Raw genomic sequence first — 26,014 nt, 5'->3', positions numbered from 1 at the left:
TTAATTAACACAAACTGGGCATATTTGTTGTGAAAATCAAAATTTATGTGGTGAATTAAGGAAGAATTGAGGTCTTGAAAACATACTTTTTAACATGTATTAACCTACTGGAGTCGACAATCTTACCTGACAAACTTGAATTTTCGTCATATTCCGGGTAAATCAATCCTTTTTGATTGGCCATGCGTTGATAATAATCTTTTTTAGTAGGATGTAAAGGGAAGGCTGCATTGAAAATTTCACCCCACCATTGCTTTTTTAAAATCGACTCGATGATACCTATGCAATCCTCCAAGTGGATTAAATTTACGGGATGGTTCCCATTACGTAACCCCTTTTTGCCCGATAGCATGGTAATAGGATGTCTGTCCTTCCCGATCAATCCCCCAAATCGGATAATGGTCGTTTCTATATTAGGAAGGGCCAAAAACAGTTTTTCCGATGCCAACAATTGTTTTCCCGATGCGGTGGTTGGCTTGGGAAGGATGTCATCGGTGACCACGCCTTGATCATTACCATAGACCGAGGTGCTGCTTACAAACACGACCTTCTTAACCTTGGACTTTTTTAAGGCCCCGCATAGGTGTTCCATTTTCTTGATGTAATTCTCAGGATTGGAACCACGTAGTTTCGGCGGGATATTGATGATAAGGGTTTCCGCATCTTCCAATAGCGTTGTTATGGGACCGTTAAGTCCTTTCTCCGATATTGAAATTTTATAGGGTGTAATACCAACAGTTTGAAGCATTGGTATTTTGTCCTCGGAGGTCGTGGTGCCAAAGATTGTAAAACCCTGGTGTATAAGGGATTTGGCCAAGGAAAACCCTAGCCAACCACAACCCATAATCGCGATGTTCTTATTCAAAAGGGATGGTTTTGGTTATCAGTATGGCATCATTCAATACAAAAGGCATGGGTATATTGTTTTCGGGTCTTTCGGGAATGGTGAATTGTGCATTGGTCAACAAATCGTTGGAGGCTTCATAAATAGTGAGTTCGGGTTTAGCCTCTTTGGGCAGGGTAAGTTGAAGCTCGGTATAATCGTTATTGCTGATATAATGAGTAACTAATCGGCCTTGCTTCCTTTGGGCCAAATAAAATTCCGACAAAGGAATGGAGTTGACAATGGCTTTTTTGATTTCAACGGCATTGGTGAACACTTCCAGACGGTTGACATCGCGTTGGGGGGTTATACAAATCGTTATCATTCGGTCGTTTCCAATAATTGTATCAAGGGTGATATCGATTTTAGGTGGGGTGATTTCCTTTAAGGGGGCATCGACCATATGGGTGAAACCGGTAGAGTACTTACTACTTATGGTCTTTTCCTGTAGTTTGCCGGGAACCTCCTTGGTTTTACCTATATATTGTGACGTCCAAGCGGAAACCACGTTTTCATAGGTCGCCCATTGTGCTGTGTTGTTATCGGCATCCAGAACATATAGCAAACTGGTCGGTTTTGCATTTTCCTTGGTAAAATCCGAATTGAAATGGGCAGAAACCATAAATCCGATAAAAAGTAAAAATCCAATTAGGGCCAATCGGTTCTTACCCTTATAAAATCCAAAAAGGGGAAGAAGTAAATAAAAAGTCAAAGAAGTCAATAGGGTAGTGGCTACCATCATTTTCAACCCCAAACCAATAGGGAACATTTTAATGAAAGGGGGATAGATCCAAAGGGCAGGCAATGCCAGGATCAATATCAAATAAGCACTTGGTTTTTTTTGGTTGATGACCACCATAAATGAAACCATAAGCGCATATAAGGGAATAATGAAAAAGCTGGCTCCTGGTAAATAGGCCGCAACCAAGCCACATATCAGTGTCCAAAGGAATATCGGAGCTACCAAGAGATTTGGCGTTTCAATCGATTTGAATTTATGGTATGACCAAAAACAGGTGGCTATGGCAAATAGAACAAAGGAGGCAATATAGGTATGGCCGTTATAGGTGAAGCCGTGCAATATATCGGTATATCCAGGGTACAGCCATTTGAGGAAACTCCAGCCATAAAAACCGACAACCCCATTTATAACCAAAGCAAGTAACATGGGTAAGAACCCTTTTAGTAGTTGGTTTATTTGGATTGTTTTTTTTCGAAAACCGATGATCAAAAGAATCCCGAAAAAGAGGACGGCCAAAGCGAACATGGGCCATATCCATTCGAAAGGATAGGAGACTAGCTTAAAGAAGGGTACGTTAAAGTAGACAAAATCATTTAGGCTTTTCAGGTGCTCCAGATCGGAGTTGGCAAAATAGGATAACAAGGGCATTAAATAACTGCCTTGGTGGGCCAACGTATTCCGGTCCAAACGATTATAATTATCACGTACGGTATGGTAGTCGAAATGGTCATCGATAAAGGCAAAATTAAAACCTTCTATATCCCCATCTTCCCTAAAAACGGTCAGATCGGTGTCGTTGGGAAGCATTTTATAAATACTGTACACCAAGGAATTCGCTACGGGATACTTGGGATTTGCTGCAATAAATTCCTGGATAAGTTTGCCATTGCCTCGATTTGTTTCCACCAACATATAACTCGGCCCACCACTTCCCCGGGCCTCAAAATTCAAGACCAGGCCTAGGTCTTTTGCCCAAGGGTGTTTGTTGACGAACAAATCCGCACCGTTAAGTCCCAATTCCTCAGCATCGGTAATCAGGATGATGATGTCGTTTTTAGGTTGTTTCCCTTCCGCTAGAAAAGCGCGCACGCCTTCTAGGATCGTGGCAACCCCACTGCCGGCATCACTTGCCCCCAATGAGGAATGCGGACTACTGTCGTAATGGGAAAGCAACAATAGGGCCTTACCATCTTCCGATCCTTTTATCCGGGCAAGAATATTGGTCGCTTTGCTCAAGTTGCCCCAATCGCCGGCGGTATAACCTTCTTGGAGGGAGGTTTCCAAGCCCAGGGATTGTAATTCGGATACGATGTAATTTCGAACTTCGGTATGCGCCGGGAATCCAACACCATGTGGCTTTTTGGAAATGTTTTTCACATGGGTCAGGGCCCTGTCCGTTGAAAAAGCATTTTTTGTGGTATTGATGTCCTCCGTATAGGAAGGCATTGCCGCTTTAAAACTCCAGTAAACTGCAAGAAGAATGAGTAAGAGCGAGGTAATTTTTGAAAATGGTTTCATGGCGGATACTTGTACCCTAAAAGTATAAAATTATCGAATGATCTGGTATTATACCGTCCATTTTATGGTATTGGATTATTTTTTCTATCTTTAGTAATCAACCTAAAAGATAAAAATATGGCTATCAAAAGTTTTCAAGGAATCAGAAAAGCATCTAAGAAAGAGTTTGACGCACCTATTTTGGTCTCTGATTATATGACTACCAAGTTGGTGACCTTCGCTCCGGATCAGTCCATTTTGGAGGTTATGGAGCAATTTGCCAAGTATCATATCTCAGGGGGTCCTGTATTGGATGATAATGGTTTTTTGGTTGGGATCATCTCGGAAGCGGATTGTATGAAGCAAATTTCCGAAAGCCGTTATTTTAATCAGCCTATTCTCGATAAGAGTGTGGAAAAGTATATGTCTAAAGAGGTGGAGACCATTCCCCATGACACCTCGATTTTTGATGCAGCATGTATTTTTGACAAGCATAACCGCAGAAGATTACCTGTGATGAAAGATGGGTTGGTCGTGGGTCAAATAAGCCGTAAGGACATTGTTATAGCCGCCTTAAAACTTAGCGGACATAATTGGAAGTGATCTATTCCCGTTTTACGATCATATAATAATCATTCTCCAAGGGTAAGTATCCTAAATCATAGAGGAAATAGTAGGTAGTGCCTTTTTTGGTGGTATAAAGGTTGGTAATGAATTCAAAATCGAAGCCTTTATCCATCAATCGGGTTCGCGTGGTCTTTGTTTTCCCATCCTTTAGGGGGAAGCTATCCAAAATGCGATAGTTCTTTCGCAGTCGGTTGTTGATATTTCGGATAAGGTTCTTACTATCTTTGTTGACCTTGTTGTTGTAGGCGTTCCTGCAATGGTCCGAACAGAATTTTTTGTCGACACGTCCCCTGATTTCGGCGCCACATTCCAAACATTTTCTTTGCATCTTATTTTTCCCTTTTGTAATTGAATTTAACTTCTTCGGAAGCACCTTGGCCATCATCGACCACCACATACATGTTTATTTCGTTTTCACTGATCCGCTCTATGGTAAAATCATCGAAGTAGATGGTATGGTCTTCCATTTTCACTAATTTGAAATCGACGGTTTCGTCTTTTTCTTCCCAACCTTTCAGTGAACCATGAAAATGTTTCAATTGCAATATCAAGGTTTCATCGCGTTGTTGAATATGGCCCACTTCATAAAAATGTACTTTACCGTCGGTCACCAGTTTAAAGACAAACATCATGGAATCACCCAAGGGCGGACTCCATATTTCTTCGGCGACACCACCAAAGGCCTCACCTTTCCAATGGCCAGCAATCCATGCGACGTCGTCTAATGTGGCTTTGGGAGCGCCACTAGTTTCGGTAAAGGAAACGGTGTGCTGGGAAAAGGAGCCCATTGAAATGCAAAAAGCAAGAATAAAAATCGGTTTCATGGAATAACATTCTTGTTGCCAACAAGATACAAATTATCCGATTACAAACGAATAGGAGTTTAATTTTCAATAACGATGTTGTATTTTGTCAATAAACCGACGATATTGGCCTTTGAGAATTTTGCTTTTTTGATTTGATTTCTTTCGGGGTCAATGCTGAAGTTATAGGCGGTGGTCAAATCCGTTTTCTCCAATACGGTATCGTAAAATATAGCCTTTTCCAAATCGCATTCATCCAGTGAGGCCCCAGATAGGTCGGTTTCCGTAAAATCGACTTCGATCAGTTTGCAATCGTCAAATTGAATGGCACCCAATGCCATTTTATAGAAGGATGAGAAATTCAACACACAGTTTGAAAAGCCAAAGGACATTAGAAAATCATTGCAATTTTCAAATTTCACTCCCATCATTTTACATCGGGTAAAGTGTACGTCGTTCAATACCGTCTGGCCTAGGTTCGTATTGCTGAGGTTGCAATCCAGGAATTGGCATTCCATAAAATGTTGATTGTCGAGATATCCCTCGGAAAAATCGCAATTCTCGAATATACAGTTTTCATATTCCCCTTTTGAAAGTCGGTCTGTCCTATAATCCTTTCCTTTGAAGGTTTGGTCTGCGATGAAAGGTTTGTTCATTGATTATCCTTTGTTTTTGGCCTTAAGTTGCACATTTATTTTGGGATTCCGTTGTACCAGTCCATCAATAAATCCATATTTCTCTTTTGGGGATATAATAACATAGGTGCCATTGTCCAAGGAGATTTCCAAACGATCTAAGGAAGCGGCAGGGGCACTAATGGGATTATGGGTTTCCCTGATTTTTGTTATCCTGCTTATTTCGTAGGATTGGTTCAAAAGAAACCCCGATCTTACCTTCAGAATGTTCCCGTCGATGGTGTAATAGGTCTGATGGAAAAGGTAGGCAATAAAGGCTGCGGTAAGGGCTATGAATAATAGTCCACCCCAACTTTTTTCGATAACCAGGGTATAGGAGCTTATACCAAAAACTAAAGCGATAAATAGCACTAGGCCAACCCCTATTTTTGATTTGTAGATTTTCATTGGTGGTCTGTTTTATTCTTTCAGGATTATCGCTGGTAATCCCAGGTCATCATATAATTTGTTATACGCCTCCATTTCATCGTTTATTATGGCATTCCTTTCGGTTTCATAGGTTTCCCATTCGGCCATAAGGTCTTTAAGGCGCTCTTTGGCTCCCTTGGTCACTTTAGGTTCGGCAACATCAACGTAACCTTTTAACTCCATAAATTCCGCATTCAGTCGATTGTTGTAATTGATCACATCCTGAAAGGTTTTTTGCTTGGGTTGGATGAGTTTCCGTTCCCAGGTGTCAATACGCTTAATGAGTGTTTCGCCCTTATCCAATAACTCCTTGGTTCGATCATTGTCGCTTAGCAATTTCGCATAACTTTTCAATTGTGCTTTTGCCGACTGCATCGCGGTAACCGATTCGTGAATGCTTTTTATACTACCTTCAATTTGCCCCAAAACAGTTTGTTGTTCTTCATAGTTGGCTTGGGAAGCTTCTACCTTTGGATTTTTCAATACCGTAACTTCGGTCTCGGATGTAAATCCGTCGACGGTCAATTTCAACTGGTATGTACCGGGACCCACCCGTGATCCAGCATAACTCCCATAGACAAAAACCTTGTCTACGGCGGGGAGGGTTTCCTTTCTGAAATCCCATGTAAATCGATTGTATCCTTTTTTGGAGGGAAGTGTTTCGGGTTTGGACGGGCCGCCGGGCCAGGATTTGAAATCTTTCGGTTTTTTGTTCGTATAGGTTCTAATGGTTTTTCCTTTATGCAATACTTCCAATTTAAGGTTTAAACTGTCGGCATCCTTGTCTAAATAATAATCGAAAGTCACGCCCGATTTTGGATTCTGACCTAATCCCGGAACGGGTTTGTCGGTATGTCCACCAAAAAGCAGATAGGTATCCTTGGGCTTGTAAATACTGATTGGTTTTTTTGGTGCATCCATGTTTTGAATAGCAGCAAGGTCATCGAGAATCCAAAAAGAACGACCCGCTGTGGCAGCGATCAAATCATTATCCTGAATGACCAAATCGTTGATTGGGACGATAGGTAGATTCAACTGGAAAGGTTGCCAATTTTGTCCGTCATCCCATGAAATGAACAAGCCGGTTTCCGTGCCTGCATAGAGCAATCCTTTCTTGCGCTTATCTTCCCGTACTACCCGTACAAAGGTATGTTCTCCGGTTATACCATTAGTTATATTATACCAAGTGGTACCGTAATCGGAGGTCTTAAAAACATAAGGTTTTAGGTCCATTTGTTTGTAGCGCATCACGACGACATAGGCTGTCGCCGGATCATGTGGGGATACCTCTATACTGTTCACGATTCCTTCCCTTAAATTCGGGGGAGTTACATTGGTCCAATTTTGACCGCCATCTTTGGTAAGATGTATAAGTCCGTCATCACTCCCGGCCCAAAGCACCCCCTTTTCATGTGGGGATTCAACCAAATACATGATGGTATTGTAGTTTTCGCCGCCTGCCGCTTCGTTGGTGTACGGACCTGAACCTGGACCTTGTTGCGATTTGTCGTTCCGGGTAAGGTCTGGACTGATAATATCCCAACTATGTCCGTTATCCATAGATTTGAAAACCACATTCCCCGCATGGTAAATGGTGCTTCTATTATGGGGGGAACTTATGATGGGGGCATTCCAATTATATCGAAACTTAAAATCTTTCGGGGCATTCCCAAGGGCTAATTCGGGATATTCCTTAATGGATTTTCCTTCCCCTGAGGCCCGTACCCATTTTTCGATAATTCCCTGATAGCATCCTCCAAAAACTACTTCGGGGTTATCCGGGTCAAAGGCCAAATAGGCACTTTCACAACCGGCGACAGCGTACCAATCCTTCCAATCGATACCTTGATCGTTGGTTCGACTGGCAATGGCAATGGCTGAATTGTCTTGTTGGCCGCCGTAGATAGTATAAGGCACTAGATTATCGGTAATGACGCGATAGAACTGGGAGGTAGGTTGGTTCTGCTGTGAACTCCAACCCTTACCGCCATTGTTCGAAATATTGGCACCCCCGTCGTTGGAATTGATCATTTTGGAATTGTCGGTCGGGTTGATCCAAAGGTCATGGTTATCGCCATGGGGCGTAGGTAAGGGTTTGAAGCTTTTACCGCCATCGATGGATTTCGTTACCGGAGCATTGAGCACGTATACCAAGTTTGCATCCTGTGGATCGGCAAAAATTTCCATGTAATACCAAGAACGGGCGATATTGATCCGGTCCTTGTTTACCTGTGTCCATTTTTTGCCGGCATCATCAGAGCGGTAAACGCCCCCTTTGTCATCTTCGGCCTCAAGAACGGCAAATACACGTTCAGGATTGGCCCTTGAAACGGAAATTCCTGCTTTCCCGAATGCTTTGGGCAGCCCTTCCTTCATTTTTTCCCATGTGCTTCCCCCATCTGTTGACTTGTAAAGGCCTGAATCTTTCCCCCCAGAGGTTATCGTCCAAGGAAAGCGTTCGTGCTGCCACATGGCCGCATATAGGATCAACGGGTTCGTCATATCCATGGATAAGGAAGCGGCTCCCGTTATGTCATTTACGAATAGAACCTTGTCCCAAGTCGTTCCACTATCCATTGAACGGTAAATGCCCCGATCGGCAGTGGGACCGTATTGGGCACCTTGTGCCGCAACAAATAGAATATCCGGATTGGTTGGGTGGATGATGACGTCGGAGATATGTCGCGTATAGTCCAAGCCCATATGCTTCCAGGTTTTACCGGCATCGGTTGATTTGTATACGCCATCACCCATAGAGGTCATGACCCCACGGGCGGCATGTTCGCCCATACCTACAACAACAATATTCGGATGGCTTTCCGAAACCGCAATGTCGCCAACCGATCCCGTTTTAAAGAATCCATCAGATACGTTCTTCCAGGTAATACCGTCATCAATGGTTTTCCAGACCCCACCGCCGGTACTTCCCATATAATAGGTCATTGGTTGCTTAACAACTCCGGTTGAGGCCACACTTCTACCGCCTCGAAACGGACCGATATTACGCCATTGGAGTCCATGGAACATAGAATCCTGTACAGTAATGGCTGGAGGCGTTGATTTCTTTTTCCGTTTTTGTGATTGTAATGAAAGGGGTATGACAAGCAAGGCAAGGAGAATATACTGCAAGGATTTCATAGGGTTGGTATTTAGGTTTTTGCATAGCGTTGAAGGCTATATCTGAAAGGTAAGAAACCTATAAGAAAAATGCAGGGTAACCCATGTGTTTTCTATTGGTTTTGCTTGATTATGTTAAGGAAAAGGCATAAAAAAACCTTGGTCATTGACAAAATTCATGGCAATGACCAAGGTTTACTACGATCAATAATTTAATTGTTTTCCTTCAGATAGTAATCACGAAGAATATAAAAAGCCTGTTTTTTCATACCCTGTTCAGAAATCAATCCTTTTCTATTGAAATCTTCCTGGATTCGTTTTAGAGGACGTCTCGAAGAGCGGAAGTCCATTAAGATCCAAGGGGATAATCCGGACAAAAATTCAATATTCCGCATCATTTCAATATTGGTCCTATACACTTCGGCCTGGTATTCTTCAGTCCATCGTTCATTTTTAGAGCCATGAAGACCATATAAGGCACCGCCGCCGACTTCGCTCATGATCATGGGTTTGTCATAGGCACTTGCCCATTTTACCGAAGAACATTTTTGGGGTTCGTCAACGTACCAGCCACAATAATGGTTTATCCCGATGACATCGACTGCTTTACCCAAGGGGTCTTCGATCATTTTGCCGCCTTCTCCCTCACTTTGGGTGTCCAAAGCAGCGGTTATCAATCGGGTATTGTCCAATTTTCGGGCCTCATTGGTAAGATTGGTCAAGAAATCGAGTCGCGCTTCACCTTCCGGGGTTTCATTGGCCACCGACCACATGAGAATGGCGGCCCTGTTCTTGTCACGGGAGATCATTTCCGTAAGTTGGTTTTTGGCATTGGCGTAGGTATCCTTGTTGTCGAATAGGATGGTCCAATACACGGGTATTTCCGACCAGATCATAAAGCCCATTTTTTCAGCTTCCCGAACCATGGTCTCACTATGGGGATAGTGTGCCAAACGGATATAATTGCAGCCTAGTTCCTTGGCCCATTGCAGCAATATTCTGCATTCTTCTTTCGAGGTTACCCGACCGGTCTTAAATGGGGCTTCTTCATGAATGCTTATACCCTTTAGGAAGATTTCCTTTCCATTGAGTAAAATTTTAGACCCTTGGGTAGAGACGGTTCTAAACCCAATGGTATCGGTTATCTCGTCGGAAGCTGTTTTAATAGTGACTTCGTACAGTTTAGGGTTTTTGGGTTCCCATAGGGTGGGTTTCGCTTTTATCGAAAAATTGGCTTTACCATTTTTAACGATGGATTTTACATTTTTACGGAGTTCGGGAATGCTGATTTCCACGTTGTCACCATCCGAGCCATTTTCGACGGTTACCCAGCCTTGAATGTCGGTGGTACTGCCTTTTGCCAATTGAATGGAATAATCGGCGATGTGGGTTTTAGGTGTTGAGATCAAATGAACAGATCGGGTAATGCCCCCGTAGTTCCACCAATCTTGGTTGACGGTGGGTACATTTTCACGTTTACGTTTATTGTCGACTTTGACGACTACGAAATTATCCCCTTCCTTAAGCTTGTCGGTCACCTCAAATTGAAAGGGGGTATACCCACCCGTGTGGGTTCCTATACGTTCCCCATTGAGGTAAACGATCGCCTCATAATTTACGGCTTCAAAATACAGATAGACCAATTCATTTGTTTTGGCAGAGTAGTTGAAGTCCTTTTTATACCAAACGGTACCTTCATAATAGTACAATTTTTCCATTTGGGTATTCCAATCCCCTGGGACTATAATCTGATCACTGGTATCAAAATTATATTCAATAAGATCGGAGGGCGATTGCATTTTGGCATTTTTGAAATACCCGTTATCCATGGGTTGTAGCCTGTGATTGTAGTAGCCATTCTCAAGGGGGTCTACAATAATATCCCACAGTCCGTTCAATGAAACTTTTTCCCTAGCATCGATATTTTGGAGTAGATCGGAGAATGCCCTGTCCTGTGCAAAAAGCGTCGTAAAAGAAGAGATAAATAATAGGATGAGTAAACTTTTGATTGGTTTCATTTTCTAATTCATTTTTAGGGTTTAGTGGAACGGTATCGTGATTGATCGCTTTAACTATAAATCCGGGGTAAAAGTATCTACCAAAGTGATCACCTTAAGTTTGTCCTTAAATGAGGCGAGGTTTTCGTTTGCACCTTTTTTTATGGTTACTGTTTTTTGGGTATTCGGAAGCATGTCAAAATAGTTATCCGAGAAATTGGCATCGGATCCTGAGGATAGAAAGACATTCTTGGCCAATTTCAGGGTGCTCAAAGTTACTTCAAAACCATCGGTATTTTCCTGTATCTCGAAAGAAAGTTCCGGATTGGGAAAATCAAGGGATTTATAAGGGGATAAATAGCGTAAATTCTCGGTATGTACCTTTTCATTAACGATCATCTCACCCTGTAAGAGCACGTTTTTTGAAATATTCCTGTTGATCAAATCCCTTTTTGGTATTGTAAAATAGGACTTGGATTGGTTCGGTGCTACAACAACCTGCTCTTCCCATTGGTCAATAGCGTTACCTTCAAAATCGAGTAGGCGAAGCTTCAATTTTGCATCAACGGGTTTTAGGGAATCCGACACAACGTAAACCTTTAAGCTGTCTGCCTTCTCCTCAAAAGTGATCAAGAAATTTTCGAAGGATTTTTTGGCCTCATAATGAAGGGCCTTCCATTTACCATAATAGTCGATACTCGACCAAGAGGCTACTGGCCAACAGTCGTTGATCTGCCAGTACAAGCTGCCCATACAGCGGTCCCTGTTTCTTCTGTGGGCCTCAATACCCACTTTGATGCCATGGGCCTGTAATAGATGGCTAACATATAGGAAACTCTCAAAATCCTTTGGTCTTTTGTAATGGCGTAACATATATTCCTCAATGGTCTCATTGCCGATACTCGACCTTTGGTGCGATTTCATGACCTCGGAATAGATGTCATAATCCTCGGGAACCGTATATTTTTCAACGCTTGACATTTCTGGAAAGGACTGAAAGCCGTACTCCGACATAAATCGGGGTATTTCTGTCGTATATTTTTCGAACGGTTCTTTACCCCACCAGACCATCCAATAATGGGCGTCCCCTTTTTCCATGGATTCCGGCTCCCCAAAATCACTTTCCGGGGATGATGGCCAGTAAGCCCGGTTACCATCGAAATTTTGAACGACTTCCGGAAGTATTTTATGAAAGATGTCATCATAGGCCTTCCAAACCGTATCGGCAATCTGTTGGGATTGTTCTTCGGCAACCTGATTTTTCCAGCCCCAGTTTTCCCAGGCGGAGAGAATCTCATTATTTCCGCACCAAAGGGCGATTGAAGTATGGTTACGCAGTCTTTTTACATTGTCTATGGCCTCTTGCCTTACATTGTCAAGAAATCCTTGATCACCGGGGAACATGGCACAGGCAAACATAAAATCCTGCCAAACAAGTAGTCCCATTTCATCGCACATTTGATAAAATTCATCGTTCTCATAAATACCTCCGCCCCAAACGCGGAGCATATTCATATTGGCCTTTTTGGCAGAGGTTAGTATATGTTCGTAGTTGGATTTTTTCGCACGTGGTAGAAAGGCATCTTGCGGAATGTAATTGGCCCCCTTCATAAATACGGGATGCCCATTTACCTTAAAATAGAATGATGTTCCATAGGCATCGGGTTCCCTTACCAGTTCTACTGTTCTAAGGCCTATTTTATGGGATTTTCGGTCGATATAGGAGTCTGATATGACTTTGACCTCGATGTTGTACAATACTTGTTCCCCCATTCCATTGGGCCACCATAGTTCTGGATTCTCTATCTTGAAAGGGATATTGAACTTATTTTTTCCCACCGCTAGGGCGACCTCTTGTTTTTTGACTATGGAATCATTTACCACAATCTCAATTTCCGATTTTTCATTGATTTCGCTGGCACTCAATTCAATTTGGGCGGTAAGGCTGGCACTTTGGGCCAAGGTATCTTGCTTAATATAAACGTCATCGATTCTGTGATGGTCCCAACTGCGTAGTTTTATGGGTCTCCAAATGCCGGAAGAGACCAATCGGGGGCCCCAATCCCAACCAAAATGGTAACCGGCCTTACGGGTAAAGATACTCACTTGTTTATCGCCTTCGACCTTGCCGATGGCCGCCAGGTCATTGTCCGATACCGGGATTTTATATCCTAAGGCATCGTATTTTTCCAATCCTTTTTTAATAGGCGATTCGAATACGATTCGCAGCGTATTCCCACCCTCCTTTAGTATGGGTTTTACTTCTGCCCTATAATTTCGGAACATATTATCGGTTTGAAGGATCAGCGAATCGTTCAGATATATTTGGCTGTAGGTGTCGAGTCCTAGAAAATCGAGTTCTAAATGTTGTTTTCCAAGAGCCTCCTTGGTCAGGGTGAACGTGGTTTTGTATTCCCAATCTTCCTTATCGATCCATTGTAGGTCGTGCTCGTTCAATCGGAAGTAAGGGTCTGGAATTTCCCCTATTTCCATTAGATCGGTATGAACCGTACCTGGCACGGTAGCTTTGTTCCAAAGGGTGTCTTGTGTTTTTTTGAAGGTCCATTGGTCAGACAGAGCGATTTCAGCAGTGGAAGGGGAATTGCCGCAACCGGACATAAAAAGGAGTACCAACATATAAAGAAAGTTTTGGTGTAATTTTTTGCTCTTAAACATGGTTTTATTGGTTTAGGTGGTGTACAGGATGTTATTGCTATTTTGGTTGCAAAGTGATTTCAAATCCAAACCGGTTATTGAAGGCTGTAGTTTGTTCGTAACGGGTCTATTCATGGTCTTAAAGGCTAGGTTCGGCATACCCTGGAACATACCGTGTGTTCGAATATTTTGGTATAAAAAGGGCTATATACCGTCAAAAAAACTAACGTGATTATCAAAATTAAAGGTTGCCAACTACTAAACCAAGTACTAAAACATCTATATGTGGAAAAAGACTATTTTGTATCACTAATTTACAAATTACGTTCATATGTGGTTTTGTATTCGCGCCATAGACGATAGGCCTTCAGCCCTGTGGTCGGTTTTTTTCAAAATCACAGCACCCTTAATGGTATACCCGATACTTTTTGCCCTTTCTTTAATACAATTCAGCATGGTACAAAATTCATGGGGTTGTTGTGGCCCGGCCACGGAGATCGATAGCTTATCGTCATGGCTTTTTGTGGACAGGCACTTCGTACAGTTGGGAGACCCTGGTTAGGTCGGTTGCCTCATTGATGGAATAAAAATAATCCAATTGCCATTTTTGGGTACGTTCCGCTTGTTTGTTTTTCGCTATATCCCACTTCGGATACACCCGGAAGGCTCTTTTTCCTTCTTTCTTTTCCGTGGAGATTATTCCTTTCCCAATCAGCACCGATTTCGGGAAAACAAATTGCCCGAACCCATGTACTGACCGCACGTTCACGATATAAAAATCAATTTGGTCGGTTGCGCTGAAAGGTTCAATCGGTCCGTTGCCGGTCCGTTGCCAAAAAGTAACGAATTGCCCGGTTTTTGTAGGTGTGATCTTGGCGTTTCTGCATCTTATATGGAGTCCGTTCAGTTTAAATCGACAGGCATCATATGCTTTACCTTCCGATTCGGTTTTAAAGTCGGTTAGGTCAAACCCACATGGGGTATAGATTTCCGTATTGATTTGGGTTAGATTCCTATCCATTTATTGTGTTTTCTAAACGATGCACGGCTTTTGTCATAGGGCATTTCAAAAGAGTACCGTATTTATGGTTGCATATGTATTGCTGCATTCGGTTTGTAATTTGTTTTCAAAATCCTCAAGCGTTTTCCATAGGTCAATAAATTCCTCGATGCCATCTTTTTCAAGGTCCGTGTTTATAATGAGGATTTTGACCATTTCTTTTGCTTTTAATAGGGCAACACCTATAAAGGTTTTGGAAATAGAGGCGATATTCTGAATCGTATTCTCCGAATATCCTATGTTTTTCCTTTTATCAGCATACCCCAGTCCTTTCTCGAATACTATTCCATCTTGATTGACAACAGCAACGGAGAAACCAATAATATGCCCTTGTGCATAAATCTGTTCCAATGCTTGGGTTAGTTCTTTTGTAATTGAATCGTTTGTCTGGCCATAGCTTTGGTGTAACAAAACATTGAAAGTCAATAGGATAATAATTTTTTTCATAAAGTGATGGACTTAACGGACAGGTAACGGGTTTGTGTCGGGGGGTGATTTAAGTCCCTAAATTAGGAAATACCAACCGAATGGAAATCCGGAAGGGGCAATACTGTAATCCATACCATGTTTTTTATGAAGTAGTTTGGTTCTTGTGCCCTATTTTTTAATACTACCATGGTTGGTGGTTAATAGGACTAATCGAATCATTTTAATAAATTTATTAAGATTAATTAGTTTAATGGCTATAAAATTTAACGATAATCCAGGTAATGTTTTAAAAGTATTGAGCATTGCTTAAAACTTAATTACACTTACATCCAAGTTTATTAAAGAAGTATCTTTGACTATAGTTTGAATTTGGTTATCGATTGCATACGTAACACTTTCCTAATCAAAAGAATATACCTCTTGAATGAGGGCGGATTGTTTTGGTGTTACAGCTTCGGAAAACCGATTTTTCATATTATTTAATATATAATTATCACGCTAAATCGAGAATTATGAAACGTTTAATTACAATATGCGCGGCTGTTTTGGTAAGTACCATATCTTATGGGCAATGGCAATTTTCAGCAAGTTCTGGATATGCTATAGGAAGCGCAGGCATGAAACTGGGGGAACGGGTGAATGCCTCGGAAACGGAAAACTCCTATGGTAGTTATGGGGAAGGGGCCAACGTTCAAATACGGGGGACTTATTTCTTTGATGACTCGTTCGGAGTGGATTTGGGTATTGGGTATTTAAATGGTGCAGATCAAGATGTACGAATTATTGATTTGCCCAGTACGGAAGTAGATGCAGTGGCCAGAGCCCGTGCTTTCGGAGCTTCAGCATCCATAGTTTATAAATTCACGAATAACATTTACGGTCGTTTTGGGGCTTTATTGAAAATGGGTGGTAAAACGGAAGCCGTGGTGTATCAAAAATCAGTTTTCTCAGCAGATGAGGCAACAGCTTTTGGTGTCCCGGAGGGTTCCTATTCCGAGACAAATTATACGGAAGATTATCACGGACATTTTCCTTTAGGTCTTGTTGCTGCACTTGGTTACAAATATGATTTGAATACTAATTTCAGTCTTTTTGTTGAAGCTGAGTATTATGGCATCAGTTTAAAACGAAAAGATTCCGAAATTTCTGCATTCAATACTGATATCGTTTTACCTGATGGTACTGTTGCCGTGGACGGTTTTTATTCCTTAGATAATTTACCTGATGGCGTCAATAAGAAAACGACTTATGAGGACAATTTATCGAACACCAATACAGATACTTCAAAAGTACTATCACAAAAAGTTCCCTATTCGTCATTTGGACTTAATATAGGGGTTACTTATAAATTAGGGGGTTCTAATAAAGAGTAGTAACCCAAGGGATTTCCTTTCTTGGTCTATAATAAACGACCCTATTGAAACGTTGGTTTTGATAGGGTCTCTTTTTTTTGGATCAAGAACAATTGTTGTGTTTATGCAAGGATAATCGTCAATCTGGAAAGGAAGAATGCTATATTTTCCACACCCCTTAATGGGGGGGCTAAAGAAGGAACGGCCTATTTTTGATTTCGTTTTAAATCAAGTGGTTTCCGCATTGGGCGGGGGAAGTCGTCCATAGAGCATTTCACCTTAGTGAAAGCGGCCTGGACGATGTGGCCGCGGAAAGTGCGTGGATTTAAAGAAATTCAAAATCAGCCTAGCGTTTTTTGTTTCTTTTTTGGGCAATGCAAAAAAGAACAGAACACGAACTTCGGGATAGTTTATGTTTTCTTTTTCTAATTCACACCCAACTTTTGGGATTGACCCTTCTTTTTGTTGCTATACGATGGACTTCATTTTTAAATTCGGCCATTATCTCGAGCTTTTTTTATAGCTCCCCAAGTGATTAATTGAATATTGTTTTCTTGGAGTTTTGACCTGTTTTCCTCATTGGTGAAAAAGTCGAGGTCGATCTGTCGCCATTCGGAACCGAAATTTGGATGGTTAACGGTTATGCCCTTCATTTCACGGTCATCAAATGCGGGATGGATTAGGATAAGGTTGATCCCACTTGATAAGTTTTCCAAAATGTCGCTATAAAAGTCCCCCAATTTGCCCGTCTCAAAATACTTGAATTCCCCAACATAGGTTCTATCAATCAGGAAGTCGCCTTCTTCTATATGCTGTTCAGGCTGTAGTCCCACCATTTGCAGTAATTGTTTATTGATCAAAACCGGAAGGTTGAATTCCCTCCCCAAATCCTTGTAGATCTTAAAAAATGCCGGATCGGCCCCGACACTGTACATGTGCGAATCAATATGGGTAGGTTGTAATCCGAATTCCAAGGCTTTTGCTATCTGCCCATGCAGCTCTTTTCGAACATCCTCTGGCGTCGCGTTTTTTCCAAGATCTTTCCTGTTTTTATAGAAATGTCCGTTGCCGTCGACCAAACTCGGTACTTCGGAAATGGGCAGGACAGGTCCGAATTTGTACTTTTCCCATTCACAGGTGAGTGTTAGGTGTATTCCGTAGTCAAATTGGGGGTTGTCCTTGGCAAACAGGGCCATTTCATAAAACCACGGACAGGGTACCATAAGGCTGTATGAATTTACAAAGCCGTTCTCTAGGACCTGTATCGTTGCCCTATTCTCGGAATGCGAAAGTCCGGCGTCATCTGCATGTATGATCAGTAATTTGGCTTTATCCGGGAATTCCATTTTTGATAACCAGTTCATTTTCTGTTTGCTTTAGGTCTAGCACAAGCAAGACCGCGGTTTTTGTACACTCTAAAGTACTAATAAAATGTATTTTCGAACCCCAAATCACTCAATCATATCGGTCCGTAACACCAATGACCCTTGTAGATTGTAGTAAAGCGTTTGGCATGTCACAGGTTGTGGGTAATTTTGCGCAGTTGCGTATAAGCTGTACGTTTGTTTTAATGTTTCATTTAGTCGCTTGTAAACATGTGTTTATAGGCGGAATGGACCAATGAAGTTTTTGTGGAAAAGAAAGCAGGTAAAACGAAAAGGGTAAAGAAACCTTGGCCAACAAAAGAGGCCATGGACCAGGTTTATGCCATGAAACTTTGGGGTGGTGGCCATGCTGATTTTTATTCGGGTGTAGGGTCGCATCATCCCGAGATTGTCAATCCGTATATCGCTGTTGTAAAATCATTTTTAACATCCTTTAAAAGTCCTCTCGTGGTTTGTGATCTGGGTTGTGGGGATTTCAATGTAGGGAAAGAATTGGTGAAGCATACCAAAAAGTATATTGCGATAGATATCGTATCGGACCTTATTGTACATAACCAGGAGAAATTCAAGCAGGAAAATTTGGAATTCCATTGTTTGGATATCGCATCCGATGATTTGCCTTCCGGGGATTGTGCTGTACTACGACAAGTGTTACAACATCTGTCCAATGCTGAAATAGCCCAGATAGTACGTAAGTTGGGGGATTACAAATATGTGATCATTACCGAGCATGTACCTGAAGGGGATTTCATACCGAACAAGGATATTATTTCAGGACAGGGAATCCGACTGAAAAAGCAAAGTGGAGTAGACGTATTGGCCCCACCATTTGATTGTAAGGTAAAAGACGAAAAGCAATTACTGTCTATTAGCTTAAATGATAATATGGGGGTTATTGTAACGACCTTGTATACGCTTTTTTAAGACCAAGCGATGCTATGATTTCAACATGGTCAATACCATTTTAAATTTTTCTACCGCAAGTAATGCATGAGGGACATTTGCCGGCATAATGATGCTTTCGCCCGCTTCAAGAACGTTCGATACGCCATCTATTTTTATATCGGCCTTGCCATCGACAATAAAGACCGTCGCATCAAACGGTGTGGTATGCTCACTCAATCCTTCGCCTTTATCAAAAGCAAATAATGAGATGTTTCCCGTTTCTTTTTTTAAGATGTGTTTGCTAACAACAGCTTTTTCGGCATAGGCGATACTCTTGTCATAGGAAAATATCTTTCCTTTCTCAAATTCATTGGACATGGTGTTCTTTTTTTAAATGGTTAAATCATTCCTTTAATCCCGACGTTTTGGGGTGGCGGTCATTGCAAATAATCAGAACCCCTGTTTAGGCACTAATTGCCTTTATGCCCTGTCACCCTAAGTTTCTCCCCTATTGATTTTCAATGATGGTAATGTACGCGATTTTATGAAATTCAATCCTATTAATGTGTTGTAAAAAGTGCCTCTACGGAAAGGTAACGTTCACCGGTATCGTAATTCATGGTCAGGATGGTCTCCTTACCCTTCAGGGTTTGCAATTGTTTTCTAACAGCAGCCAAGGAAGCCCCTGTAGATATGCCAACCAAAATACCTTCGGTTTTCGCTATGTTCTGTGCCTCCGAGAATGCTTCATCCTTGGTTATTTTAAAGACCCCATCAATGGTATCCCTATTGAACACTTCCGGAAAAAAACCGGGTCCAATCCCTTGTAAGGGGTGTGGTCCTGGTTTCCCTCCAGAGATTATCGCAGAATCGTGGGGCTCTACGGCTATGACCTTTACATTCGGGAATTTTTCCTTTAAACCTTCGGAAATACCCGTGATATGGCCACCGGTACCCACACCGGTAATTACATAATCCAAACCTTCAGGAAAATCATTGGCAATTTCCAAGGCGGTTGTCTTACGGTGTATTTCTGGGTTGGCCTGGTTGGTGAATTGTGAAGGCATCCACGCATTTTTATTATTAGCCACTAATTCGTCGGCTTTTGCTATTGTACCCCCTAAGCCCAATTCTTTTGGGGTAAGCACAAGATTGGCCCCGTAAGCGGCCATTAATGCCCTTCTTTCGACAGACATCGATTCAGGCATCACCAGCGTAAGTTTGTAGTTTTTTACGGCGGCAACCATGGCCAAACCAATACCGGTATTTCCGGAAGTAGGTTCTATAATTTCCGTATCCGGGGTTAAAATGTTCCTTTTTTCAGCATCCTCGATCATCGCAAGTGCAATTCTGTCTTTAATGCTTCCTCCAGGATTTGCTTTTTCAAGTTTCATCCAAACATCCGCATTTGGAAATAATTTTGCCAATCGTACTACAGGTGTGCTTCCAATGCTTTCTAAAATGTTATCGATCTTCATGTTTACTATAATTAATGGATTAATCTTCCATGCCAACTGTCCTATTGGTATAATGCCTCGTTAAGGCAGACAGATTGCAAAGTTAAAGGGAAATAGTTTATACCCAATTATGACGCAGGCAAATTGATATTTTATCTTCGTTTTATAGTAAAAAGCTTACGAAACTATAGGCAGGGACATGGGCCATCAAGAGTAAAATGAACCGTGTGTTTACACCCATCCCCATTTCCCTGATTTTACCCGTTAAACTATTTGGGTCGACCATTATGGACTTAAAATCGGTACAGACCAATGTTAAGGTCAATGGTGGGCTGCAAATAAAAGACAAGCAAAAATGGGATCTCATCGGGAAAAATCCACCTTTTCAATTCGGCGGCTAAAGGTTTCCGTTTTTTCATCTTCATTGGTTTTAGGGTTCGGCATGCAAGAGTATATCCCAAAGGGTATGAAGAGGACAAGGATTTTCATACTTGTATTGTTTTCAACGGTTCGCATAGGATGTTGTCGTTGACCCAGAGGATGGCTATGTCCCTGTTACATACAGTGTAAAAAAAGTTTTAATGTTTCCCTATACGCTATCAACGGTATTTTTTGTTGCCACTAGGGCATAAACCATGGGAATTTTATTCCCCAGGTGTTCTATCCTGTATTTTCTATCGTCGATTTTAACCGCTTTGTTAAAACAATTATAGGGAGAATAATCAAATTCATCGAGCGAATTTATCACAAGCCCATTTTGGATCAAACTATTTATTACCTCGCTTAAACCGTGATTCCACGTTACATAGTCTAGGGTTAGGTCTGCTGATTTGTCTGCATAGGTTCCTTTTTCTGTTTCCACGATCGCTCCGGAATTGGAATAATTGTATGCTACGCTTTCAAAATTGTCATCAAACATCCAAACAATGGGATGAAATTCCACAAAGACCAATTGTCCGTTTGGTTTTAGGTATTTGGAAATGATTTTGGCCCATTTGTTTAAATCGGGCAACCATCCAATGGTTCCGTAGCTCGTATATACAATGTCAAATTGTTTGTCCAAATAATTGGGAAGGTCATAGATATCACAACAGATAAAACTTGCATTTGAATCGGTTTCCTTGGCAAGTTGTCCTGCTTTTTCGATGGCCTTATCGGATAAATCGACACCGGTAACCTCTGCCCCAAGCCTACCCAAGGAAATTGTGTCTTGTCCAAAATGGCATTGTAAGTGTAAAATGGATTTGCCCTGAACATTACCCAGTAGGCCGAGTTCAATGGCATTCAATGAAGTTTGGCCTTTTAGAAAACCGTCAAGGTCATAAAACTCCGATTGCATATGAACATCCGTTCTGTTGTTCCAGGAACGCCTGTTTATCTCGATATAGTCCTGTTCTGGTTTCATGGTTCCGGTATACATTGTTGTGCTTTCGTTATTTTTTCCTGTTTCGGATTTGGCGCGCTATTCCCACTATTAAAAACTAGTATGCTATTTAATCTTTTCTACAAACCATTAATTTCAATTCTTTTTCGGAATCATCCAACACCAAGAATGTATAATTCTTCCATTCGATCGACAGTTCGTTTCTAACGGACTTATTTAGGGAGGTAAACGAAATGGTCTTCTGCTCATTTTTCTCCATTAGCGAAACATAATAGGTGTTGAAAGCAGCTACCTGATTCCCATCTGGATCTTCTGACCATTCCCCTATACATTGCTCAAACAGGATCGTAATGTCTCCAATAACCGCAGTTTGCCCAATATCAATAAAAAATGCTTTTTTAAAGTCCAATTTTTCGACAACCAAATCAACTTCTTCCTTATTGATATTTAAGCTAAAGGCATAATTGTCAAATGCTTTTGGATAGTTTGTCCTTTGGTTATCCATAGCCTCGTCATAATACCAAAGATAGGTGGTATATTCCTTGTTCTTCCCAACGATATTCAACGCTAACTGAATATGGGGGGAGTGCTCCTTTATGGGTTTTGACTGAATGATTAGATTGGCAGGCTCTATGTCCAAGCTCTCAAAGTGGGTACTGGGGTTTTTCCCGATTTTCAGGGGTATTATAATGGAAGTATTGATCATATCCTTTTCGGATTGTGCATGTCCCGGCATTTGAATGAGTGCAAATAGTAAAATCAATATATTTATTTTAATAGGCTTCATGGTCATATCCATTTTTTATTAATAAAGGCTGTCAAATTTGAATGTGGATATAAAAATGAGCATTCCTGTTGTCGCCAATATATGAAGCCAAAAACCCATATGGTTTATGACCTTTACATAGGTTTTATTCTGAAAACCCATGATTGTGAAAAGGGCCGATATTAAAATACAGGCTTCTATACATAGTACAGCTAATTCTCGAAATTCAAATTGATGTTGTTTTATATTCTGGGTGTCGACAACCCAAAAAACAAGCATCCCTATCACAAAAGCCGCGTTTAAATAAGCGATTGATACTATTGTTTTTTTTGTTTTATACCCAATGGCAATGGTTGCTAAATGGCAAATCAGGATAATTACTAGCACTACACTTACCGTTGTATCATTCATAATGGTCCATTGGGGTTTTTACTTTCTCTATTTTAAAAGCCAGATCCAAAATATTTTATGGACTTTATAAAAATACGCAAATCCGGTAATGCTATCCGGCTCGGATACTATTGATTGACTTTAGAGTACTGGACCCTGGTTTTTAATAGGAGGTGTTGTTATAAACGGTTTCTTATTTTTCCATTACATTTTGAGGATACATTTTGATTATTTTCATTCAACCGTTCTCCTTTTCGAATTCTTCTATTTCCCTGTAGAAATCAATGGCTTTCTCAACGGATTTTCCGCCCGAACCTGCAATTAAGTTCCGAAACCATTTTTTATTTAAGTTTTCGGGCTTGTGATTTTTATACAACCAAAAGGAAAAATATATAAAACCACCTGTTAGGATTATTTGAAACATAATATAAGGTAATCCTACGCTTTGAGGGAACCAGTTGTCGCTCAGATAAAATGTTGTAAAAAAAGGAAATTGTAAACACATTATTTTGGCGTGGTCGATTATGGAAAGTTGAAGTCTGGATAATTGTTTCTGTATTTCCATGATGCTGCCATCGTAATTGATGTTCTTTGTCCAAGCGAGATGTTTAATATAGTCCGCAAACCCCCTTATATTTATCAAAGCGATTGCCGAAACGGAAACAATAAAATAATTACTTGCCGAAGAATAATTGGAAATAGCATAAAACAAGGCGTAGCCTAAAATGAGAAGATAAAATACAAAAGCTACTATTCCTGCCGTTTTTAATTGAACCAAGCCTTTTAAAGCAGATTCTGCCTTTTGACCAATAACCTCTTTTAAAAGTAATTTATTGATTTCCAATGTTTTTTCGATTTTGGCATTCTGTTCTTTCCAAATATTTATGAGTTCTATATTTTCCATTTTAGTGATGATTATGTTGATTGAATTCCTTTTTTAGGTTGCTTTTGATTCTGCCAATTTTCGTGGCCACGTTGGTTTCTGTAATCCCGATGATTTCTGAAATTTCTTTGTAACTTTTTTCTTCAAGGTATAGCAACATGAGGGCTTTGTTTAAATCATTTAATCCTGAAATGATCTGATTCAATACCCCCAAGTTGGTTTCTTTTTCATCGGATGTTTTCGTGTCCGAAACATCGAGAATAGCTGTTGTCATCGGGTTGGAAATCCGTTTCCTACTGTTTTCTTTCCTGTAGAATGAAATGGCCACATTCAATGAAATTCGGTAGATCCAGGTTGAAAGTTTAAATGTTTCGTTGTAGTTGTCCATTGATTTCCACAACTGCAATGTAATTTCTTGGATGAGGTCCTTCCTGTCTTCAATGTTACGACAATAGGAGTTCGCCACTTTGAATAGAATACCTTTATGGTCCTCAACAATAACGAGAAATTTGGTTGTTCTATCTTTGTTTATCATTCGGTTGTGCGTTTGGGAACCTAATTTCAAAATAGAGGTTGTACGGTCAGTTTTTATTGATGTTTTTGTGCTTCATTATAGTTCGATTTCAAAACGAAGTATTCGTCCTTTCTTAATTATTCGCACAATGGTCACAAAAATCACACTTTTTAGAGGAAACTATTTTCAAGCAGGAATATGACTTGAATTTTTAGTGACGTCCAGAGGGGAAGTTTGCCATTATTCCTGAAGTTTTTTCTTCCGCTAGTACATAACCTTTTGTGTATGGATGGTTGCGCGTTTAAACACCCAATAAAGTAAATAGAAACCGATAGGCGGGTCGAGACACTTTGGGGTTCATACGCAGGCTAAAACTAGCAATTGATTCTACTGGCTGTTAGGCATGGTGATTATATTTTTTCAAATAGTAATCCCATAATTTTAAACCCTTCGATTTCATCATTGTTATTTCTGATAAATTCAACTGGACTTATGGGTATTTCAAGCACATCTTTTGAAAGGGAACCCATTTCATCTTTCCAAGCACCATTTCTGTAATAGTAATAGAGTTTTCCGTTTTCCAATTGAAGTTTCTTGCTAATCTGAAAGGCCTTGTTAAAATAATGTCCTTCATATTCCTTTAGTTCTTTTTCTGAATGCTCGTAAGGATGAAACGTTTTAAATACCCAAGGTTTTTCATTTTCCAATTCATCGTAGGTGTATTGTTTTTCGTTTTCATTGAGATTGAAGGTAACAAGGGCATTGCCTTCCTCCCCGAATAAAAATTTGTGGTTACCCAACGGAATCAGTTCCGTGATTTTATCGCCATCCAAAGTGAAGACTTGTAATTGATCGTCCACTAGCTTTATATTGTTGGCTTTTCGGTCCACATCATTGTAATAATACAAATAGGAACCTTCATATTTTTTTAATGCTTGGCGTGATAATTTTATTCGTTTATGATCAGGGGATTCGTTTTCAGTTTCCTTATTTTGGGGAATATATAAATCAATAAGCTTAAAAAAGCGGTCTTTAAAATCCCAATCAAAGGTATTTTGGGTCGTAAAAAAAGCAATGTCCAGTTCTGGGAAATAAAGGTATTTAGATACGAATCCGCTACTGATCATACCGTCAAATCCCATTGCCTCATAGCCGTTGTGCGTTTCAAATTCCACGCCTAGACCGAAATTGATGATCGTTCCATCATTCAATGTTGCTTTTGAAAACATTCTCTTCCATATTTCGGGCGTTCCTATGGTTGAATTTTTGATGTTTTGATGCCATTGGAACATATCTTCAGGATTGGTAATGATTTGCCCATCGCCAGCAAAATACAATCCGTATTGATGTGTTTTGTAAAACTGACCTTCATCCTCTGTGTAGCCAATGGCCCTATTGGGAATGGTTCTGTAAACATCTACATTAAGAATCGTATGTTGCATGTTAAGGGGCTCAAAAATAGTTGTCTGCAAGTAGTCCCCAAACGACATTCCAGATGCCTTTTCAACTATGGAAGCCAGTAAAATATAGTTGGCATTGGAGTAGTAAAAGTAATCCCCTGGCGTAAAGTGAAGCTCTTCAATATTCGTGATAATATTGACGAGCATGGATTGTCTTATGTAATCCCTCCAATGAATATCACATATTTCAAGATAAGGGTCTACCTCTTTTATACCACTTGTTTGGTTTAATAAATGCGCAATGGTCGGGTTTCCTTCTTTATATCTAGGAAGATTGTCAATGTATTTGTACGCTGGGTCCTTTATGGATAATTTGCCTTGATTTTCCAACAGTAAGATGGCTGCTGCCGTAAACTGTTTCGCAATTGAACCTATATCAAAAACGGTTTCGTTTGTAACAGGAATGTTATAATCAAGATGGGAACTTCCATACTGTTTTTCAACGATGATTTTATCTCCATGGAATACAGCAATGGAAAATCCGGGTTCGTTCGTATTGACTTGATATAGTTCGTCGATTTGGGAACCCAAATCTTGGGAATGTGCAAAGTTTGTCGCTAGGCAAAAGGATGATAGGAAAAAAATAAACGCTATTCTATTCATAGGGTTGGTTTTCGGTTAAAGA

General features: G+C 40.7%; 23 protein-coding genes. 4 read left to right on the top strand and 19 right to left on the bottom strand.

Features of this window, described 5'->3' with window-relative positions; all coding sequences use genetic code 11:
- Nucleotides 1-55: 55 nt before the first annotated feature.
- Nucleotides 56-865, bottom strand: coding sequence for an NAD-dependent epimerase/dehydratase family protein (locus tag HPE56_RS15710; RefSeq protein WP_188244705.1), 810 nt, complete (start codon nucleotides 863-865; stop codon nucleotides 56-58).
- Complete coding sequence (locus tag HPE56_RS15705) at nucleotides 858-3,143, bottom strand: M20/M25/M40 family metallo-hydrolase (protein WP_188244704.1); 2,286 nt, start codon at nucleotides 3,141-3,143, stop codon at nucleotides 858-860. Before HPE56_RS15705 ends, HPE56_RS15710 begins: the two co-directional genes overlap by 8 nt.
- 117 nt (nucleotides 3,144-3,260) lie before the next feature.
- Between HPE56_RS15705 and HPE56_RS15700 the strand changes: the two genes are divergently transcribed.
- Complete coding sequence (locus HPE56_RS15700) at nucleotides 3,261-3,725, top strand: CBS domain-containing protein (protein ID WP_109651912.1); 465 nt, start codon at nucleotides 3,261-3,263, stop codon at nucleotides 3,723-3,725.
- A 1-nt stretch (nucleotide 3,726) separates the two neighbouring features.
- Here HPE56_RS15700 and HPE56_RS15695 read toward each other — a convergent pair whose 3' ends face one another.
- The 9 genes from HPE56_RS15695 to HPE56_RS15655 all read right to left on the bottom strand — a co-directional run bounded on the left by HPE56_RS15695 (nucleotide 3,727) and on the right by HPE56_RS15655 (nucleotide 14,931).
- Nucleotides 3,727-4,077 carry a hypothetical protein gene (locus tag HPE56_RS15695; protein WP_188244703.1) on the bottom strand — a complete coding sequence of 117 codons (351 nt, stop codon included), beginning with the start codon at nucleotides 4,075-4,077 and terminating at the stop codon, nucleotides 3,727-3,729.
- 1 nt (nucleotide 4,078) lies between these two features.
- Nucleotides 4,079-4,573 carry a DUF6265 family protein gene (locus HPE56_RS15690; protein WP_188244702.1) on the bottom strand — a complete coding sequence of 165 codons (495 nt, stop codon included), beginning with the start codon at nucleotides 4,571-4,573 and terminating at the stop codon, nucleotides 4,079-4,081.
- Nucleotides 4,574-4,632: 59 nt separating this feature from the next.
- Nucleotides 4,633-5,208 carry a pentapeptide repeat-containing protein gene (locus HPE56_RS15685; RefSeq protein ID WP_188244701.1) on the bottom strand — a complete coding sequence of 192 codons (576 nt, stop codon included), beginning with the start codon at nucleotides 5,206-5,208 and terminating at the stop codon, nucleotides 4,633-4,635.
- Nucleotides 5,209-5,211: 3 nt separating this feature from the next.
- Nucleotides 5,212-5,634, bottom strand: coding sequence for a PH domain-containing protein (locus HPE56_RS15680; protein ID WP_188244700.1), 423 nt, complete (start codon nucleotides 5,632-5,634; stop codon nucleotides 5,212-5,214).
- A gap of 12 nt (nucleotides 5,635-5,646) precedes the next feature.
- Nucleotides 5,647-8,793, bottom strand: coding sequence for a VPS10 domain-containing protein (locus HPE56_RS15675; protein ID WP_188244699.1), 3,147 nt, complete (start codon nucleotides 8,791-8,793; stop codon nucleotides 5,647-5,649).
- A gap of 191 nt (nucleotides 8,794-8,984) precedes the next feature.
- Nucleotides 8,985-10,790 (bottom strand): glycoside hydrolase family 2 protein, encoded by a 1,806-nt coding sequence (locus HPE56_RS15670; RefSeq protein WP_188244698.1) that lies wholly within the window; start codon nucleotides 10,788-10,790, stop codon nucleotides 8,985-8,987.
- A gap of 54 nt (nucleotides 10,791-10,844) precedes the next feature.
- A complete protein-coding gene (locus HPE56_RS15665; RefSeq protein WP_223170343.1) occupies nucleotides 10,845-13,406 on the bottom strand; it encodes a beta-mannosidase in 2,562 nt (853 codons plus the stop codon).
- A gap of 529 nt (nucleotides 13,407-13,935) precedes the next feature.
- Nucleotides 13,936-14,445 (bottom strand): MepB family protein, encoded by a 510-nt coding sequence (locus HPE56_RS15660; protein WP_188244696.1) that lies wholly within the window; start codon nucleotides 14,443-14,445, stop codon nucleotides 13,936-13,938.
- Between the two features lie 45 nt (nucleotides 14,446-14,490).
- On the bottom strand, nucleotides 14,491-14,931 hold the full coding sequence (locus HPE56_RS15655) for a serine hydrolase (RefSeq protein ID WP_188244695.1): 441 nt from the start codon (nucleotides 14,929-14,931) through the stop codon (nucleotides 14,491-14,493).
- A gap of 494 nt (nucleotides 14,932-15,425) precedes the next feature.
- On the opposite strand from HPE56_RS15655, the gene HPE56_RS15650 reads away from it, so the two are divergent.
- Nucleotides 15,426-16,286, top strand: a complete 861-nt coding sequence (locus HPE56_RS15650; protein ID WP_188244694.1) for an outer membrane beta-barrel protein — start codon at nucleotides 15,426-15,428, stop codon at nucleotides 16,284-16,286.
- A 467-nt stretch (nucleotides 16,287-16,753) separates the two neighbouring features.
- Here the strand turns inward: HPE56_RS15650 and HPE56_RS15645 are convergent, their stop codons facing one another.
- Nucleotides 16,754-17,629, bottom strand: a complete 876-nt coding sequence (locus HPE56_RS15645; protein WP_188244693.1) for a polysaccharide deacetylase family protein — start codon at nucleotides 17,627-17,629, stop codon at nucleotides 16,754-16,756.
- Nucleotides 17,630-17,956: 327 nt separating this feature from the next.
- Between HPE56_RS15645 and HPE56_RS15640 the strand changes: the two genes are divergently transcribed.
- Nucleotides 17,957-18,574, top strand: a complete 618-nt coding sequence (locus HPE56_RS15640) for a class I SAM-dependent methyltransferase (protein WP_188244830.1) — start codon at nucleotides 17,957-17,959, stop codon at nucleotides 18,572-18,574.
- Nucleotides 18,575-18,586: 12 nt separating this feature from the next.
- On the opposite strand, the gene HPE56_RS15635 is transcribed toward HPE56_RS15640, so the two are convergent.
- Together HPE56_RS15635 and cysK are read right to left on the bottom strand one after the other, a co-directional pair.
- Nucleotides 18,587-18,913 carry a cupin domain-containing protein gene (locus HPE56_RS15635; protein WP_188244692.1) on the bottom strand — a complete coding sequence of 109 codons (327 nt, stop codon included), beginning with the start codon at nucleotides 18,911-18,913 and terminating at the stop codon, nucleotides 18,587-18,589.
- Nucleotides 18,914-19,095: 182 nt separating this feature from the next.
- On the bottom strand, nucleotides 19,096-20,013 hold the full coding sequence (gene cysK, locus HPE56_RS15630; RefSeq protein ID WP_188244691.1) for a cysteine synthase A: 918 nt from the start codon (nucleotides 20,011-20,013) through the stop codon (nucleotides 19,096-19,098).
- Between the two features lie 206 nt (nucleotides 20,014-20,219).
- Here cysK and HPE56_RS15625 point away from each other — a divergent pair, with 206 nt between their 5' ends.
- On the top strand, nucleotides 20,220-20,393 hold the full coding sequence (locus tag HPE56_RS15625) for a hypothetical protein (RefSeq protein WP_188244690.1): 174 nt from the start codon (nucleotides 20,220-20,222) through the stop codon (nucleotides 20,391-20,393).
- Between the two features lie 188 nt (nucleotides 20,394-20,581).
- Here the strand turns inward: HPE56_RS15625 and HPE56_RS15620 are convergent, their stop codons facing one another.
- The 5 genes from HPE56_RS15620 to HPE56_RS15600 form a co-directional block, all read right to left on the bottom strand.
- Nucleotides 20,582-21,397: a class I SAM-dependent methyltransferase gene (locus tag HPE56_RS15620; protein WP_188244829.1), complete on the bottom strand. Its 816-nt coding sequence runs from the start codon at nucleotides 21,395-21,397 to the stop codon at nucleotides 20,582-20,584.
- A gap of 88 nt (nucleotides 21,398-21,485) precedes the next feature.
- Entirely contained in the window at nucleotides 21,486-22,163 is a 678-nt protein-coding gene (locus HPE56_RS15615) for a hypothetical protein (RefSeq protein WP_188244689.1), read from the bottom strand.
- Between the two features lie 607 nt (nucleotides 22,164-22,770).
- Entirely contained in the window at nucleotides 22,771-23,436 is a 666-nt protein-coding gene (locus HPE56_RS15610; RefSeq protein WP_188244688.1) for a hypothetical protein, read from the bottom strand.
- 1 nt (nucleotide 23,437) lies between these two features.
- Entirely contained in the window at nucleotides 23,438-23,950 is a 513-nt protein-coding gene (locus HPE56_RS15605; protein WP_188244687.1) for an RNA polymerase sigma factor, read from the bottom strand.
- Between the two features lie 389 nt (nucleotides 23,951-24,339).
- Nucleotides 24,340-25,992, bottom strand: coding sequence for a serine hydrolase domain-containing protein (locus tag HPE56_RS15600; protein WP_188244686.1), 1,653 nt, complete (start codon nucleotides 25,990-25,992; stop codon nucleotides 24,340-24,342).
- Nucleotides 25,993-26,014 lie beyond the last annotated feature (22 nt).

This window comes from Maribacter aquimaris, from assembly GCF_014596745.1.
Lineage (GTDB): Bacteria > Bacteroidota > Bacteroidia > Flavobacteriales > Flavobacteriaceae > Maribacter_A > Maribacter_A aquimaris.
This window is presented reverse-complemented; position numbering and strand designations above follow the sequence as displayed.